General features: G+C 37.5%; 12 protein-coding genes. 4 read left to right on the top strand and 8 right to left on the bottom strand.

What is annotated here, in order from left to right:
• Nucleotides 1–59 precede the first annotated feature (59 nt).
• Genes C8N37_RS19090 through dprA form a run of 3 tightly spaced genes read right to left on the bottom strand, consistent with a single transcriptional unit; the run spans nucleotide 60 to nucleotide 2,878 of the window.
• Nucleotides 60–287, bottom strand: a complete 228-nt coding sequence (locus C8N37_RS19090) for a DUF6814 family protein (RefSeq protein ID WP_108160427.1) — start codon at nucleotides 285–287, stop codon at nucleotides 60–62.
• On the bottom strand, nucleotides 280–1,761 hold the full coding sequence (locus tag C8N37_RS19085; protein WP_108160426.1) for an MFS transporter: 1,482 nt from the start codon (nucleotides 1,759–1,761) through the stop codon (nucleotides 280–282). The genes C8N37_RS19090 and C8N37_RS19085 overlap by 8 nt, the downstream gene beginning before the upstream one ends.
• Before the next feature lie 25 nt (nucleotides 1,762–1,786).
• Nucleotides 1,787–2,878: a DNA-processing protein DprA gene (dprA, locus tag C8N37_RS19080; protein ID WP_108160425.1), complete on the bottom strand. Its 1,092-nt coding sequence runs from the start codon at nucleotides 2,876–2,878 to the stop codon at nucleotides 1,787–1,789.
• Between the two features lie 213 nt (nucleotides 2,879–3,091).
• Here dprA and C8N37_RS19075 point away from each other — a divergent pair, with 213 nt between their 5' ends.
• Nucleotides 3,092–3,322, top strand: a complete 231-nt coding sequence (locus C8N37_RS19075; protein ID WP_108160424.1) for a hypothetical protein — start codon at nucleotides 3,092–3,094, stop codon at nucleotides 3,320–3,322.
• A gap of 249 nt (nucleotides 3,323–3,571) precedes the next feature.
• Here the strand turns inward: C8N37_RS19075 and rsmG are convergent, their stop codons facing one another.
• Entirely contained in the window at nucleotides 3,572–4,207 is a 636-nt protein-coding gene (gene rsmG, locus C8N37_RS19070; RefSeq protein WP_108160423.1) for a 16S rRNA (guanine(527)-N(7))-methyltransferase RsmG, read from the bottom strand.
• 23 nt (nucleotides 4,208–4,230) lie between these two features.
• Entirely contained in the window at nucleotides 4,231–5,376 is a 1,146-nt protein-coding gene (locus tag C8N37_RS19065; protein WP_108160422.1) for a glycosyltransferase, read from the bottom strand.
• Between the two features lie 201 nt (nucleotides 5,377–5,577).
• Between C8N37_RS19065 and tgt the strand changes: the two genes are divergently transcribed.
• The 3 genes from tgt to C8N37_RS19050 are packed head-to-tail and all read left to right on the top strand — an operon-like array spanning nucleotide 5,578 to nucleotide 8,734.
• Nucleotides 5,578–6,708: a tRNA guanosine(34) transglycosylase Tgt gene (tgt, locus tag C8N37_RS19060; protein ID WP_108160421.1), complete on the top strand. Its 1,131-nt coding sequence runs from the start codon at nucleotides 5,578–5,580 to the stop codon at nucleotides 6,706–6,708.
• Nucleotides 6,709–6,730: 22 nt separating this feature from the next.
• Nucleotides 6,731–7,810 carry an LptF/LptG family permease gene (locus C8N37_RS19055; protein WP_108160420.1) on the top strand — a complete coding sequence of 360 codons (1,080 nt, stop codon included), beginning with the start codon at nucleotides 6,731–6,733 and terminating at the stop codon, nucleotides 7,808–7,810.
• A gap of 12 nt (nucleotides 7,811–7,822) precedes the next feature.
• Nucleotides 7,823–8,734, top strand: coding sequence for a DMT family transporter (locus C8N37_RS19050; protein WP_108160419.1), 912 nt, complete (start codon nucleotides 7,823–7,825; stop codon nucleotides 8,732–8,734).
• Nucleotides 8,735–8,864: 130 nt separating this feature from the next.
• Here C8N37_RS19050 and C8N37_RS19045 read toward each other — a convergent pair whose 3' ends face one another.
• The 3 genes from C8N37_RS19045 to gltB all read right to left on the bottom strand — a co-directional run bounded on the left by C8N37_RS19045 (nucleotide 8,865) and on the right by gltB (nucleotide 18,067).
• A complete protein-coding gene (locus tag C8N37_RS19045; RefSeq protein ID WP_108160418.1) occupies nucleotides 8,865–11,810 on the bottom strand; it encodes a VIT domain-containing protein in 2,946 nt (981 codons plus the stop codon).
• 269 nt (nucleotides 11,811–12,079) lie between these two features.
• Complete coding sequence (locus C8N37_RS19040) at nucleotides 12,080–13,537, bottom strand: glutamate synthase subunit beta (protein ID WP_108160417.1); 1,458 nt, start codon at nucleotides 13,535–13,537, stop codon at nucleotides 12,080–12,082.
• A 15-nt stretch (nucleotides 13,538–13,552) separates the two neighbouring features.
• Complete coding sequence (gene gltB, locus C8N37_RS19035) at nucleotides 13,553–18,067, bottom strand: glutamate synthase large subunit (RefSeq protein WP_108160416.1); 4,515 nt, start codon at nucleotides 18,065–18,067, stop codon at nucleotides 13,553–13,555.
• Between the last annotated feature and the right edge of the window lie 319 nt (nucleotides 18,068–18,386).

The following is an 18,386-nucleotide window of genomic DNA, read 5'->3' as shown; positions in this document are numbered from 1 at the left end:
TCTAAAGAAAGATTTTTTGCTATTTGTGCTTACTGGCTTGATAGTCAATAAGAATAATTTTAAGTCTTGTCTTTTGCATACTCGCCACAAAGCGAATAATAGCCAAAAAGTCCTAATCCTATGGATATAATCGGGGTCAAAATAAACATGATGATGATTCCGAATACCAGATCTTCTTGGTGACCAATCTTTATTTTAGGAATTGCGAGTTCAAAAAGGCAGAAATATGCAGTGAACAGGGCTAGGGCAATCCATAGAATGCCTAATACTTTTTTTAGATTATCCATTATTGAGATGATTAGGTTTATTTTTTATGTATAGTGATCCGATTATGAAGCATACGGCTGCAATAATGATTGGATACCATAATCCTGCTAGATAAAATTCAGGATCTTGAGCGACTTGTGCATTGGTGGTCAAGTAAGTCGAAATTGCAGGTAGTAGACCTCCGAAAATACCATTTCCGACATGGTAAGGAAGTGACATCGATGTGTAACGTATTTTTACTGGAAACATTTCAACCAAAAAAGCCGCAATTGGACCATAGACCATGGTAATGTAAATAATCTGGATGAAGATCAATGCCGTTAACCATATGCGATTTTGACCATGTACCGTGATATTCTTCTTGATAATGGTTTCTTTAGTGTTTGTTAGTTCACTTGTTTCTTGCATTTGAGTTCCATCTGTGAATTGCTTTATGGTTAGTTGTTGATTATGATTTAATTTTTTGATTTCACTTGAACTTATTTCTTTTGTTGAGGTATCTGCTAGTTGGTACATCGCTTTGTAAATAGGACGGTAGGTACAAAGTGCGAATAGCATCCCTAATAGCATAATCCATTTTCTTCCGACTTTATCACTTAACCAACCAAAAAGGATAAAAAATGGTGTTCCGATCAGCAATGCTGTTCCTAAGATCATATCTGCTTCGTCAGAATTGAGATGCATAACGGTTTTCATGTAACTCATGGAGTAGAATTGTCCCGTGTACCATACAACTCCCTGTCCCATTGCTGCACCAAATAAAGCTAGTAGTACAAATTTAAGATTGTAACGATTACCGAAGCTTTCTTTTAAAGGGTTTTTACTGGTCGTACCTTCTTCTTTAGCTTTTGCAAATTCGGGTGATTCGCTCATATTCTTACGGATAAGGTAAGAAACATAGACCATAAATATAGATAAAATAAAAGGTACACGCCATCCCCATGCATCAAATTGCTGTTCGGTAAGGACGTATTTTGTTACTAGTATAACAACTAATGAGATAAATAGACCGAAAGTTGCTGTTGTTTGTATCCAAGATGTCCAGTAGCCACGTTGTCCTTCTGGTGCATGCTCAGCAACATATGTTGCTGCTCCACCATACTCACCTCCTAACGCAAGTCCTTGCAACAGGCGAAGGATCAGTACTAAAAGCGGGGCAACGAATCCGATGCTTTCATAACTGGGTATACAGCCTATAAGAAATGTTGCACCTCCCATCAATAAGAGCGTTACCATGAACGTATACTTTCGTCCGATTAGATCGCCCAATCTACCGAAAAAGAGTGCTCCAAAGGGTCTTACGACAAAGCCTGCGGCAAATGTAGCTAAGGTGGATAGGAAAGCAGCAGTAGGGTTGTCTGCTGGAAAAAATTTGGTTGAAATGACGATGGAAAGACTTCCAAAAATAAAGAAGTCATACCACTCGATGAGGGTTCCCATAGAGGAAGCTCCGATTACTTTCCAAATTGTTTTGGTGTTTGTATTTTCTTTCATTTAGATTTATAGGGTTGTTTAGGTTTTAAATTTTATATATTTTACCAGGTAAGGAGGTGATGTGACCATTCATTTCCATTTCAAGTAAGATCATTGCAAGTTTACTTTGAGGCCAATTGCAGTAACGCGTGATCTCATCAATTCCAGCTTGATGTTTATCTTGTAAGAAAGAATAGAGACGAAGTTGATCGCTATTTAAATCGGGAGGTATGAGTGGTAATTGTACACCGATTTGTTCTTGTTGAGGTCCCCAATTCATGAGATAACAGAGATCTTTGATGTCTCGAATTAGATGTGCACGGTTTGTCTTGATCAAATAATTGCATCCGGCTGAATAAGGGTGATCTATGGCTCCTGGAAAAGCGCATACATCACGATTATAGCTATTAGCTATTTCAGCAGTGATTAGGGCGCCTCCTTTTGTGGCAGCTTCTATTACGATGGTTACATCGGAAATCCCTGCAATGATACGGTTGCGCATAGGAAAGTTTTGGCGATCAAGATTACTGTCTGAAGGGAATTCGGTCAGTAAGCCTCCTTGCTGTAGCATGGCTGTCGCTGTTTCTCTGTGACTAGATGGATATATACGATCTAACCCATGTCCTAATACGGCTACTGTTGGTATTTGATGTTGAATAGCAGCTCGATGTGCCATGATATCAATCCCATAGGCGAGCCCGCTGACAATCGTTGTATTCAATGTTTGCATTTGTTCAATAAGCATCTCACAAATTTTACGACCATAATTTGTAGCGTTTCTTGTCCCAACGATACTAACCATACGTTCTTTATTGACATCAGCATTGCCTTTGAAATATAGAACAAGGGGTGCGTCTTCGCAATTTTTTAATTTCTGAGGATAATCTGAATTGCCGATCCACAGAACTTGTATGTGGTGTTTTTCAACAAATGCAATTTCTTTTTCGGTTGCTTCTTGATATTTTTTTGCTGCTATTTCGTTTGCTGTTCTACTGCTTACACCTGGTATTTTTGTTAAGACGCTAGCTTTTGTTTCTAAAATCTCTTGCACAGAGCCACAGTGCGCGAGCAAAGTGCGCGCAGTTTTAGGTCCTACCCCTTTAATTTTGGTAAGTGCTATTTGATGATAAAAGTTCATAGTTGGTACCTTAAAGATAGGCTTTAGTTCTGTGATTTAAAACTAAAAATTGATATATTCTAGTATATTTCAGCTGAGTGGCATGATAGATTTATTCTACTTACTTGATTAAATTATGGTTGAACATGTTACTCTGAAAGGGGAAAAGGAAATGGCGTGAGGTATTGAATTACTCAAGAAAACCAATAACTTTGTCTATTAAATTTTTGCAATATGGAAATGAAAGAACCTTTTGATATAGAAATTGAAAATGTTGTTTACTCGGTATTCCCGGAAGAAGAAGATACTTATGTTATTTTTAAAGAGGGGGTAGAGTATGTGCAGATTATTAAAGATACAGAGAATCTGTGGTTGAAAACTAATCCAGAGACGGGCTTACCCATGTTTGGTATGGACGAAGAGATCAATGCGATCGGCAAGAAAATTATCGAAGAATTAGGTTAATCATTAAAGATAGATAGACAGTTAAACCAGGTTAAAATCGGATTTAACTGGAGACTCGTATCTAATTTAACGGAGACTCATTGGCTTAATTTCGTATTTATTATCAACCGTTCTACAAATTTGTGAAAATATAAAACCCTTAGGATCAGGTTGCTTATATGCGAAATAGTTTAAAAACTACTTCTATTTTGTAGTCGTTATTGATTAGCCTTTGAGTCTCCCTAAACGGAAAGGTTTGCAACCCTAAAATTACATTGGAACGTAAACCACAAATTTTGTTTCAAAGAAATCTTCTTTGAAATAATTTGATAATGGGTGCAATTCGGCCTTTAAGCGAGACTCTTTAATTTCTTCTGCTAAGTCTCCACCTTTGAGGTATAAAATTCCGTTTGGAATTCCGTTTTTATCCTGTTTAAGGAACTTATTTCTTATCCAAGGTGCAAAGTCTGCTAATCTTGTTACGGCACGTGATACAACAAAATCATATTTATCGTCCAATTGCTCTGCACGAATATGATCTGCTTCAACATTTTGCAGTCCTAGTGCTGCTGCGACTTCGCGAACAACTTTAATTTTTTTACCAATAGAGTCTACTAAGTGAAATTTCACTTCTGGAAATAATATGGCTAATGGTATCCCTGGGAAACCTCCACCTGTTCCTACATCAAGGATGCGTGTGCCTGGAGCAAAAGTCATGGCGTATTTTGCGATGCCTAAGGAATGTAATACATGGTGTAAGTAAAGGCTTTCAACATCTTTACGTGAAATAACATTGATTTGGTTATTCCAAAAAGGGTAAAGTTCTGCCAGTTGTGCAAATTGTGTTTTCTGAACTTCTGTTAAGTTTGGAAAATACTGATATATGATGTCTACTGTAGGATTCAATGTGATTGTTTTAAAAATGAATATTATTTCCAGCTTATGGATTTCTTTTTCCGGTTAAATAAACCGTTGATGCAAATATAGAAATAGTAGATGATGTCTAATAATGGCAACCACCAAATGAGATCAAAAACTTCTAATTTTCGATATATTGATTTGAAAACAAAGATCTGTGTTATTAATCGGATGAGGTATGCGGCTACTGGTACGTACCAATAATCTGGAAAGATAATTGTCGTAAGAATAATTGCAAAGTAGAATAAGAAGGACGTGATGAGTTGCATACCCAACATGCGCTGATGTCTTTTTTTGTAAATCACCGAAGCTCCTGAGTGCCTTGCTTTTTGTTTATAATAGCTTTTCCAAGTTGTTTTAGGTTCAGAATATACTATGGCATCAGGATGAATAGATATGACTACATTTTTTTTTGTGGCATTTTCATTCACAAAAAGATCGTCATCTCCAGATTTGATGTGCATGTGTGAGGCAAATCCTTTTTTGCTAAAAAATAACGTTTTTGTATATGCCATATTTCTTCCAACTGCCATATATGCATTCTTCTTTAGTGCATACGATAGATAACTTATTGCGGTATGTGTTGTCTCAAAGCGGATGAGCTTGTTTAAGAGTCCCTTATATTTGAAATAAGGCGAGTACCCGATGACAATTTCTTTATTAGTCTGGCTTAGCGCTCCTGCTGTTTCTTTTAACCACTTGTTAGAGTTTGGATGGCAATCTGCATCGGTGAAGACTAGTTTTTCGTAAATGGCTGATTTGATACCGAGTGTCACAGCGAATTTCTTTCCGTGTTTAAGACGAATATGTTCTTTTATATCAACAATTTTAAGGTTTTCATATTTTTCTTGAAAATCTTTTAAAATCCATTTGGTTTCATCAGTCGAATAATCATTGACAACAATGACTTCAAATTGAGGATAATCTTGGTCTAGAATGGATGCTAAAAACTGTTTGAGATTTTTCTGTTCGTTATGTGCGCAGATGATCACAGAGATAGGATCAAATTGATCTTGATCTTGATAAGAGTGCACTTTATGACGGCTTAGTTTTCCGTACACAAAAATAATATAGTACAGCTGGATGAGCAGTAATAAACAAATGACGCCGAAGGCGATATAGGGGTAATAGATGGCGTATTGTTGTATGATAGACATAGGTTGCAAAGATAGTATGTTCGAAGGATATTTACTTTAATAATGTTTTTTCTGGCGTAAATGTTAAAATCTTGTAAAAGGGCAGTCTTTGCATTGGTTTTTATAGTATTTTTGCAAAGATTTTAAAAAAAACAAGCTGGGGAATTTGTTTTCTGAAATAGTAAAAATCATCAAATTAGAGTCCCCAAAAATTAAAGATTAATGAAATTCACCCTTCAAGTACAAGATAAATTTTCTAAAGCGCGTGCAGGTGTTGTTGAGACAGCTCACGGAAAAATTCAAACGCCTATTTTTATGCCGGTTGGTACAGCTGGTACGGTCAAAGGTGTGCATCAGCATGAGTTGAGAAATGACATTAAAGCTCAAATCATTTTGGGAAATACCTATCATTTATATTTACGACCAGGCCTGGATGTTTTGAATAAGGCAGGTGGTCTTCACAAATTTAATGGTTGGGATCGACCGATTTTAACAGATTCTGGAGGTTACCAAGTTTATTCTTTGTCAGACAATCGTAAGATACGGGAAGAAGGTGTGACGTTTCGGTCACATATTGATGGTTCAAAGCATTTATTTACTCCTGAAAATGTAATGGATACGCAGCGGGTCATCGGTGCAGATATAATCATGGCTTTTGATGAGTGTACGCCTTATCCTTGCGACTACGGCTATGCACGTCGTTCTATTGAAATGACTCACCGTTGGTTAAAAAGATGTTGTGATCGTTTTGACAGTACAGAACCATTATATGGATATGACCAAACGCTGTTCCCAATTGTTCAAGGATCAGTATATAAAGACTTACGTGAAAGATCTGCTGAGAAAATTGCTTCTTTCAATCGTGAAGGAAATGCAATCGGAGGTTTATCGGTAGGAGAGCCTGCTGAGGAAATGTATGCGATGACGGAAGTTGTGTGTAATATTCTTCCAGAAGATAAACCTCGTTACCTGATGGGTGTAGGTACGCCAATCAATCTACTTGAAAATATCGCTTTGGGTATTGATATGTTTGACTGTGTCATGCCGACGCGTAATGCACGTAATGGTATGATTTTTACACGTCACGGAACGATCAATATCAAGAATGAAAAATGGAAGGACGATTTTTCTCCAATTGATCCAGATAGTGATCTTTACTCCGATCAAGTATATACAAAAGCATATTTACGCCATTTGATCCGTTCACAAGAACTTTTAGGTGCACAGATTGCTTCTTTACATAACTTACACTTCTATTTATGGTTGGTCAATGAGGCACGTGAGAAAATTGTAGATGGTACATTCTACGATTGGAAAAATAAAATGGTCAAAGTATTGGGTCAACGTTTGTAATTTTTTGCATCTTAGTAGCATTATGTTTTCTATAATCGATCGTTATATTATTAAAAAGTACTTGAGCACCTTTGTGTTCACGATGGCTATATTTACGGTCGTCATGGTCATTTTTGATATTTCAGAGCGGTTGGATGATTTTTTGAAATATAATGCTCCTATGGACAAAATTATATTTGAATATTATGCTGGATTTATTCCGTTTTATTTGAATTTTTTATGTCCTTTGATCAACTTTATTGCTGTCATCTTTTTTACTTCAAAGATGGCAGATCAAACTGAAATAGTTCCCATATTAAGTGCTGGATATAGTTTCAACCGCCTTTTAAGGCCATATGCTTTTTCTGCTACGTTGATATTTGCTGTTTCATTTATATTCAACTTGTATATTATTCCTCGAACGAATAAGATCAAGATCGGGTTTGAAAATATTTATGTGAAGCCATTGAAGGATAATACAAAGGTATCCACCCATATGCAAATTGATAAAAATAGTTATGTTTATATCGATAATTTTGATAATAATGCTCAGGTTGGCTATAAATTTGTCTTAGAGAAATTTAAGGGTGATACTTTATTGGAAAAGTTAATTGCTGAACGTATCACATGGGATTCGGTTACGACCAAATGGAAAATACATGATTATTCGAATCGTATCATTAATGGTCTGCATGAACGTATGGATAAAGGTACGGTCAAAGATACGACCTTGGATATGAAGCCTAGTGATTTTGAGCTGTATGACAATATATTCACAGCAATGGATACTAAGGAGCTTAATGAACGTATTTATAAGGAAGAAATTAGGGGTACTGGCATGATGACGGATCTTAAATTGGAAAAGTATAAGCGTTATGTGTATCCATTTTCAGCATTTGTATTGACTTTGATGGGTGTTGCCCTTTCGTCAAAAAAGGTAAGAGGAGGTATTGGATTGAGTCTGGGTGTTGGTATTGGATTGAGTTTCACTTATATTGTATTTATTCAATTTGCCAATATGTTTTCATTAAAAGGTGGGCTACCACCTTTGATTGCGGTATTGATCCCCAATGTGACGTTTTTAATTATTGCAATCTATTTGGCCATAAGAGCGCCAAAATAAACAAGTCCCTATATGTCTAAAATAAAAATTAATCAGAATGTTCTCATTCTGCATTTAACGATCCTAATATGGGGTTTTACTGGTATTCTAGGAAATCTGATTTCTATCTCGGCGATTCACCTTGTCTGGTATCGGGTTCTCATCGCTGCTATTTCTTTATTTATCTATCTCGTCGTTAGTAAACAACAGATTCTTGTATCTCGAAAAGATTTCATTTCTTTCATCATGGTCGGAGGTGTAGTAGGATTACATTGGGTTCTGTTTTTTTATGCCATTAAGGTATCTACGGTGTCGGTTGCTTTGGTTACTTTATCTTCTTTGACATTGTATACTTCTATTTTGGAGCCTCTGATCAATAGGAAAAAGATAGCCATGATGGATATGATCGTTGGAGTAGTGATTATCATGGGTATATATATGATATTTCAATTTGAATCTAATTATATTGAGGGTATTGTTGCGGGTTTGGCTTGTGCATTTTGTGCGAGTATTTTTTCTATTGCAAATGCAAGAATGGTAAAAAAATCGAGTGCTACATTAATCACTTTTTATGAAATGCTAGGTGCTTTTTTCTGGGTGTCAGTTTTTATGTTATTCAGTGGAGATTTTAATGAAAAGATGGTTCTCAATCAGTCGGATTTAATTTATCTATTGATATTAGGTGTATTGTGTACTGCCGTTGCTTATGTGTTAGGTGTTGCTGTGATGAAAGAATTGAGTGCTTTTACAGTTGCTTTAACAACGAATCTGGAACCTGTTTATGGAATTTTATTGGCCATGCTGATCTTCGGTCAAAAAGAGACGATGAGTTTAGGTTTTTATGGAGGTGCTGCTATTGTTTTAGGTGCAGTCTTCTTTTATCCTTACTTAAAAACAAAAATCGAGAAACGGAAGCAGGATTTGGTTATTAGAAAAATCTATTAATTATCTATTTTAGCTTTATATATCTGCTCTTGTTGCAGAACGGAATTTAATGGATATATTGCGTATCCTGATCAAAAAAGCGTGCTTAAAACTGATTTTAAGCACGCTTTTTTTTGACCTTAGCTCTTGATTAAAAATCAAAAGTTCCGATGGTCACATGTTGCTCTTTGGTTTGATCTAAGTACAGGGTGATGATTTTGCGTTCCTGTTTTCCGGAGCTATAATAGGTGAAGATTTCTGCCATGACTGCTGTTGGACCTGCTAGCGTTAACGAATTATCATTATAAAAATCTACTTCGACTTTATATTTTCCTTTGACTGCTCTTTTTAATAGAAATTGTTCAGGGCCGTATCCTCCTGTAAAATCATTACTTAAACGTCCTCCCATTGCAGTGCTATTATTACTGTAAAAGCATTTTTCTCCATGTGGATCTGTGACCCAAAGATCAATATCTGTATTATTTGAATTCCAATTGATCACCACACGAATATCAACAGGAAGATCTGCTATGAGTTGTTTGCTGATGTTATTGCTATTGACATGAGTCTGGTTTAATTTTAATAAATTATTCATCTCCATCACAATAATTTCTTCAATACCATCGTCGCGATCGGCTGCTTCAGGGGAATAACTTTGCGTTAGGATACTATATAATTGATCAAAAGCTTTTTGATATTGTTTATTATCTAATAATGCTAAAGCATAATCGCGGTGGCTCTGCGGATCCATAGGACGCCAGTCTAAGATTTTCTTATTTATGTAAAGTTCATATTGATATTGTTCCCATTGTTTAAGTGTGTAAGCTATTGTCTTAAATAAATCTGCATTTTCAATTTGAAGATCTGCAAGTGAGCTCAACACCAATAATGCTTTATCTTTTGTGCCTTTTCGATAGAAAAAATTAGCAACGTCAAAATAGAAGGTCGGAGTTCCCAAATATGCCTGGCGAAGTTCGAGATATGTTTGGTAGGGATTCGCTGATTTTTCTAAGACCTGCAGATATATATTGTCATTTTTAATATCAGGAATGGTGATTTTTGCACCAGCAGTTGTTCTGTCACTCACATCACTGCCGGAATAATGCTGTTGATCAGAAACTGGGTCTTCTAAATCGCTTAACACTATTTCCTCCAGCTTTGAAGATCGATCATCTGCTAAAACCATCTGTCTGCTTTCTGATGATATCATTTTTGATGTTGCAGCTTGTGCATTATTGATTGGATGAACTTCGGGCACTATAAATGTCTCTTCTACGATCCTGCTAGGCTGTGGATAAGTTTTCTTTGCTTTGAAGTCGGTCTGCCACCATTTTTTTAATTCTTGGACAGAGGTTTCAGCCTGTGCCAATAAATCATGCATACGTTCCTCTCGAAGAAAGCTTTGTTCTTTGGTCAGTTTATGATAAGCTGGAAGCAATTCTGTTGGAGGCAGGATGGCATATCGTACATAATCTTCCACGGTTTCCAATACAATTAAACTTGTGTTACGGGTAACAATACCAAATTGCTTACCAAGTTCTTCAATGCGTTCTTTATTTTCCGAATAATCAACATCTAATGTTGCAATCTTTTTCTGAGCCCAGATTTTATGAATATCCAACTCATTTTCTTGATAATTGATGTCAATCTTGACTTCTTGAGTTGGCCGATTCCCGTAGCCAAAGAGTAAGGTAATTTGTTTTAGATTGTTGTTTTTTCCGAGACCTGTGATCGCGATATGATCCTGTACTTCTGTATGGATAGCTGGATATATTTCTGAGAAATCAGCTTGCTCTTTAATCCCTAAAAATTTTAAATTTTCTGAACTTAATTTCTTAATACCGTCAATAGGCGATGTATTCAATAGATTGATCGTTTTTGCACCAGTTTTTTTGCTAATGGCTTGGAGGATGCTGTAATCTGCAATAGCGGAGGAAGAGATACAATATATTGGTTTGTTGATGGTTACTTGATTTGACCCAAATGTGGATAACCCTTCGGTAAAGAAAAGATATTCCTCCGCTTGCAGCACTTGATCATTTAATTTTGAATAGTCTGTTCCGCCATCATAAGTTAAATTAAAGAGATAATTTTTTAGAGCAGTCCAATTTCCCTGTTCTATGTGAAATGTTCCCGCTTTTACATAGCTGATATTCAGTAAGCCCAGGTCTACAGTTAAATTCTTTTTTTGTTGTATGATGAGATCCAGAAGTGCTAATTCTTTTTGAATGTCTTTATCTTTAGCACTTAAAGAATTGTCCCAGATGATCCCAATTTTGTTTTTCCAGTCTTTTTCTTTTGAAGGAGCATTGATAAATATATTACTAAGGAAATAGAAGGATTGATCTTGATTAACCTGTGTTAAAATTTTGCTCTCATTTGGTTGCTTAGGTAGTCCAATTACTAATGATTTCTCAGGTATAAAATTGTTTTTAGCTATGGTTGCTTGATAAATGTGATTTTTTTCTGAAAATATGAGTGATCCATCTGGTTTGCTGATCAATGTCGGTATCTGGTCTGTTTGGTAGATATTTACCTGAAGTTTAAACTGTTCGATAGCTTGTTTATAGGCTAAGGGTAAATGGTATTGAAAACCAGTCGTAGCATGGAATTGTAAATTCTCTTCATAAGTTATGCTAATGGTTCGTTGACCTTTTGCAGGTATTGGGTATATTCTGGTCTTAAAATTATTACCTTCTACACGCTCTAATAATCCAGGATCTACACGACGAGATTCAATACTTTCGAAGACTTCAGTCCCTTTGCTCTTATCAACCGCAACAGCTTGACGTAGTTTTCCATTAATATCAAGGGCATATCCTGTTACCGCAACACCTTCAGGCATGGGGAATGTCAGTATGCCCTCCAGATCTCTGTTTTCATTATTACGGAAGGTCATTGTCATCGTTGTTTTCGCGATGTTACCAAAAATATTAACTAGAATAGCGAGCTCCTGTAGATTAACATTTGCCTGATCTTTGGGATCATTTGAAATTTTTAAGCTGGGAATAGGTCTATTGGGATTATTCTGTGATTTAATATTCTCTCCCTGAAGTAGGAGACATAAAATCAATGCTATTATGAGGATCTTATTCATATCTTTTTGAATTAGCTTGCTGTGTTCATTTAAGATGATGCATCTTAGTAACGAATTCCATAATTAACCGCAGGATTAAAAAACTTCATGTAGGTTGAAAATCTTAGTCCAGGTTACCATGAATAAAAGCTTTTGAGATCAGCGAGTGCCCATATGCTACTCATTTTTGAGATGAAATAACCGGATGAGTCAGTGACAGGAAGTGCTATAAAAGAATAAACCCCGTAAATAAATTTACAGGGCTCATTCTTTTCTATTTAGGATTGGTATTAAGCATATTGATGAATCGCTTCTTTGCTTTCAAGTTCCGAATGACCCATTAGGAATTCGTCTACTTTTCTAGCACACTCACGGCCTTCAGATATCGCCCATACAACTAATGATTGTCCTTTCCTACAATCTCCAGCTGTAAAGATCTTATCTACCGAAGTCTGGTAAGCTTTATCTGTCGCTACTATATTTCCTCGGCTATCGACTTGAACACCCAGTTTTTCTGGCAATTGTTGCTCTGTATGTTGATAACCGACAGCTAAAAGAACAAGATCTGCAGGAATTTCTTTAGGCTCTGATTGACCTAATTTTGTTCTTCTACCGAAATCATCTACTTCGTATTCGACCTCTATGATCTGAACAGCTTTGACATTTCCACTGTCATCACTGATGAAGGCTTTTGTTTCGGTCGCCCAAAGTCGGTCACAACCTTCTTCTTGTGATGATGAAGTATTGAAGGTGATTTTATCTGATGGCCACGGATTATTCTTCAATCGCTCCTTTGCAGGGATTGGTTTACGTGCGATCTGGGTAATGCTCTGTGCCAGTTGTCGATTGGAAGTACCGATACAATCCGATCCAGTATCACCGTCACCGACGACGACTACATGTTTTCCTTGGGCGATGATGTGCTCTTCCGCGTATTCAATACCACTCACTTTTTTATTCTGCTGTTTCAGAAAGTCCATCGCGAAGTGAACACCCTTTAATTCTTTTCCAGGAATATCCAAATGCCAAGGAACAGTTGAGCCTGTTGCTAAAATAACAGCATCAAAAGAAAGTAACTCATGGGTGGAGATGTTTTTGCCAACCTCAGCATTTACGTTAAATTTAATACCTGATTCCTGCATCACCGAAATCCGGCGGTCAATAATTTTCTTGTCTAATTTAAAATCTGGAATGCCGTAACGGAGTAAGCCACCCAATTGATCATCACGTTCAAAAACGACAACTTCATGACCAGCTTTATTGAGTTGTGCGGCTGCAGCTAAACCCGCAGGTCCTGATCCAACAATAGCAATTCGTTTATCTGTTTTGATATAGCTTTTGTTAGGTTTTACGTAACCTTTATTGAAAGCAATTTCAATAATATGTTTTTCAATTTCTTCTATGGTAATTGGAGAACTATGTATGCCCAGTACACATGCCGATTCACATGGTGCCGGACAAATTCTTCCTGTAAATTCTGGAAAGTTATTTGTTGAGGTCAATATGCTGTATGCATCTTCCCATTTTCCATCGTAAACGGCATCATTAAATTCAGGTATTACATTGCCCAAAGGACATCCTGAGTGACAAAATGGAATACCGCAGTCCATACAACGTGCTGCCTGTGTATTGAGTTGACTATCTGTATAACCTTTATTGAACTCCTGAAAATTCTGTATTCTGTAAGCTACCGGTTCTTTTTGCGGAAGTTCACGATCGTATTCTTTAAATCCTGTTATTTTTCCCATGATTTTTCCTCCTGATTATGCTTCAACTAATTTTGTACGTAATACCTGTTTGTATTCTTTAGGGAATACTTTGATAAAGCTGTTTTTCTCAGCAGTCCAGTTTTCGAGGATATGTTGTGCAATTTTGCTGTTTGTGAGTAAAATATGTCTTTTTAGCAATGCAATAATTGCTGTTTCATCTTCTTGTTCCAATGGATCGAGATCCACCATTTCGGTATTGCAGTTGTCTCTAAATGTTCCTTGTTTATCATAAATCCAGGCGATACCACCACTCATACCAGCGCCGAAATTTCTGCCCGTAGACCCTAAGATAAGTGCACGTCCCCCAGTCATATATTCACACCCATGGTCGCCAAGTCCTTCTACTACTGCCGTAGCACCTGAATTACGAACGGCAAAACGCTCACCGGCTTGTCCATTGATAAAGAGATGTCCTGATGTAGCACCAAATAGAGCAACATTACCGATGATGATATTTTCATGTGGAATCAATTTGCTTTCTGCTTTTGGATAGATCGCTAACTGTGCTCCAGATAAACCTTTACCAACATAATCATTTGCTTCGCCTTCTAATTCAAATGATAGTCCTTTTGTTGAGAATGCACCAAAACTTTGTCCCGCAGAACCTTCAAATTTGTAATTGATGGTATTATCAGGTAAGCCTTCGGATCCGTATAGTTTAGAAATCTCATTCGACAGTAGTGTACCGATGGTACGATCTGTATTTTTAACCGTGAAAGTTCCAAAAACTGGAGTTTTGCTTTCTAAGGCCTGTTTTGCTTGTTTCAATAATCCCCAGTCTAAGATCATACCCATGCCGTGATCTTGTTCTTCAGTATTGTAAAGAGACTGATTAGGATCGTTGGGTTCCACATATAAAATACCAGAGAAATCAATTTTGGAAGCTTTCCAATGATCTATGTTCTCACGTTTTTTCAGGAACTGTGCTTTTCCTACCATTTCATTGATGGTACGGAAACCCAATTCTGCCATGGTCTCTCTGATTTCTTCGGCCATGAAGCGGAATAGGTTGACAATGTCCTCTGGTTTACCGGTGAATAGTTTTCTTAATTCTGGATCTTGTGTAGCTACGCCTACTGGACAGGTATTCAAGTGACACTTACGCATCATGATACATCCGCCAGCAATAAGTGCGGCAGTAGATACTCCCCATTCTTCTGCTCCCAGTAAAGTTGCAACAATGATGTCGCGTCCAGTTTTTACCTGTCCATCTGCTTGTAGTACAATACGGCTTCTAAGCTTGTTTTTTACCAAAGTTTGGTGTGCTTCTGCTAATCCCAATTCCCAAGGAAGACCTGCATGCTTTGTCGAACTGATTGGAGAAGCTCCTGTTCCTCCGTCAAATCCCGCTATAAGAATAACGTCGGCATGTGCTTTTGCAACACCCGCAGCAATGGTTCCAACACCCGCTTTTGATACGAGTTTGACATTGATACGTGCAGCACGGTTTGCATTTTTTAGATCAAAGATTAATTGTGCTAAATCTTCAATCGAATAGATGTCATGATGTGGCGGTGGGGAAATTAACCCTACACCTGGCGTTGAATGTCTTGTTTTAGCAATCCATTCATTAACCTTAGGTCCAGGAAGCTGACCGCCCTCTCCAGGTTTAGCACCTTGAGCCATCTTGATCTGTATTTCGTCTGCCTGTGTCAGATAGTTGGATGTTACGCCAAACCTTGCGGATGCTACTTGTTTGATTGCAGAACGCATGGAGTCACCATTAGGAAGGGGCTGATAACGGAGTTCATCTTCGCCACCTTCGCCTGTATTTGATTTTGCACCGATGCGGTTCATGGCAATTGCCAGCGTGCTGTGTGCTTCATGTGAAATGGAACCAAAAGACATTGCTCCTGTAGCGAAACGTTTTAAAATTTCGCTAGCGGGTTCTACTTCCTCTAAAGGGATTGCTGTTCTATGTTTTGCAAAATCCAATAAACCACGCAGGGTGAACATCTGTTCTTTTTGGTTGTTTATTTTTTCAGCATATTTTTTATAGGTAGCATAATCGTCATTTCGACAAGCTTGTTGCAAAAGATGTACGGTGTCTGGGTTCCAGAGATGTCCTTCTCCTCTTCGTTTCCATTGATAAAGACCACCTTCAGGAAGTAACGTTTGTGGAGTACGGCTTTCTTTGAAATTCACCCAGTGTTTTGTCAGCACTTCCTGCGCAATATCATCTAAGTCTAATCCTCCGATACGGGATACAGCACCGCAAAAATACTTGTCTACAACAGTTTTGTCTAAACCTAATACTTCAAATATTTGCGCACCATGATACGACTGTAGGGTCGATATGCCCATTTTTGAAAATATCTTTAATAATCCCGCATTTACTGCTTTTACATAGTTTTTAGAAAGTTCAGGCCAAGTTAATTCAGTTTCGATTTTGCTTTGTTCTTTCATGGTGCGAATACTCGCAAGAGCCATGTAAGGATTGATTGCGGTGGCACCAAATGCGAGTAAACATGCGAAATGATGTACTTCCCAAGCATCTCCAGCTTCTACAACAAGACCGACAGCTCCGCGGTTTCCTGTTTTGATTAAATGGTGATGTACTGCAGATACAGCTAGTATGGATGGAATAGGCGCATGTTGTGAATCAATGGCACGATCTGAAAGTATTAATACCTCGAATCCATCACGTACAGCATCATCTGCATAACGACAAAGGCGTTCTAATCCAGCTTCAAGAGATCCATTTTGACCATCTGCTCTGAAGTATGATTGTAAGGTTTTTGCCTGAAATACACCCGTGTCTATTGACCTTAGTTTTTCTAATTCTTTCGACGTTAATATCGGATGTTCAAGTGTTACGCAGTGACAGAATTTTTTATCTTCAATGAGTATGTTACCTGCATTTCCAATGAATGTGGCCAGACTCATGACCAAGCGTTCTCTTATTGGGTCAATAGGAGGATTTGTGACTTGAGCAAAAAACTGCTTAAAGTAACTGGATAGGTGTTGCGGTTGATCGGAAAGTATAGCTAATGGTACATCAGATCCCATGGAACCTGTCGGCTCATAGCCGGTCAGTGCCATGGGTGTTAAAATTGTTTCTAAGTCTTCTCTCGAATACCCGAAAGTCTGTTGATACTTAAATACCGACTCTTTAGACAGATAGGTATAGGTAACACGAGGCTCAGCCAATTCTGTTAATTTTATTTTATAACTGTCTAACCAATCGCCATAAGGTTGTTGACGTACTAAGTCACCTTTTACCTCTTCGTCGGATAAAATTTTACCTTGTTCCATATCGACTAAGAAAATTTTACCTGCCTGCTGTCTTCCTTTTTTGATAATGGTTGATTCATCAATGGGTAGAGCTCCTGCTTCTGAAGCAACGATAACACGATGATCTGAAGTGATGGCATAACGTAACGGACGCAATCCGTTACGATCTAGGGTTGCACCAATGGACTTTCCATCGGTAAAACAAAGAGCAGCTGGACCATCCCAAGGTTCCATTAATGTGGCGTGGTATTCATAAAATGCTCGCTTTAATGGATCCATTTGTGTATTGCCATCCCAAGCCTCAGGTACTAGCATCAGCATCACATGAGAAAGGCTACGTCCACTGTGTAATAAAAGTTCTGCAACATTGTCTAGACATGCAGAATCAGATTGACCACGATCTACGACAGGTAAGAGGATCTCCATCTCTTCTTCTGTAAAATAAGGGGATGAAAGGGCACGCATGCCTGCGTAAAACCAGTTCAGATTTCCGGTCAATGTGTTGATCTCACCATTATGCGCTAACATACGGAAAGGCTGTGCTAAAGACCAGGAAGGGAAAGTATTGGTTGAAAAGCGGGAGTGTACTAATCCAAATGCAGAAACAACTCTTGGATCGCGAAGGTCTTTAAAATATGTGCCAACTTGGTAAGTGGTTAACTGACCTTTATAAATAATTGTTTTGCAAGATAGGGAAGCGAAGTAAAGCGGTAGTGGGTATTCTTGATACTGTTTGATTTTTTGGATAATCAAACGTCTTAGGACAAATAATTTGCGTTCAAATTCTTCCGTGTTATGTACTGTCTCGGGTCTGTCTATGAAGAATTGAACAATTTCTGGTTCAGCGCTTAATGCTGTTGGGCCTATACCTGCTCTACTTACTGGTACATCCCGAAATCCAAGGAATTTCATATCCCTTTCAGTTGCCGCTTCTTGAATAACTGTTCTGCAAATTTTGTTCATTTCAGGTTCTTTGGGAAGGAAAACCATTCCTGCTCCATAATATCCTGGTTCTTTAAGTTGTATACCCAGATTGATACATTCTTCCCAAAGAAACTCATGCGGTAATTGGATCATAATACCTGCGCCATCTCCACTCTCTGGATCACAGCCACAAGCTCCACGATGCTCCATATTTTCTAACATGGTCAAGGCATCTTTTACCTGTGCATGTGATTTTATTCCTTTAATATGTGCTACAAAACCAACCCCACAGGCGTCATGCTCAAAACTCGGGTCGTATAGCCCTTGCTGCTTTGTGTTACTTTCAATCATCTTCCTATTCAATTATTACTTTGCTAATATATGAATAAAATCATTAAAATATTATAGATTTTATAAATTATTTTAAAATAGGTTGTGTTATTTGTAAATAAATACTCTTTTATTGCTGATATTGTATTTACGTGTGATTTGTAATTCAATTTTTTCATACCCTGTAGTTCATTTTTATGTGATTGGTAATGGTTACCATTGGAATTTGTACGGTAAGCTATCTTAAATCTTGTGTTTAGCTGCACTACTTTTTGATATACTTTATTTATATTAGCCTTTGTTATTTCCTTCTTAATGGAGATAAAAGCATATATTTTTA

The organism is Sphingobacterium faecium (assembly GCF_003054045.1).
In the GTDB taxonomy this organism is placed as follows: Bacteria; Bacteroidota; Bacteroidia; order Sphingobacteriales; family Sphingobacteriaceae; genus Sphingobacterium; species Sphingobacterium faecium.
The sequence above is the reverse complement of the archived record's forward strand: the minus strand, read 5'-3'. Positions and strand labels throughout refer to the sequence as shown.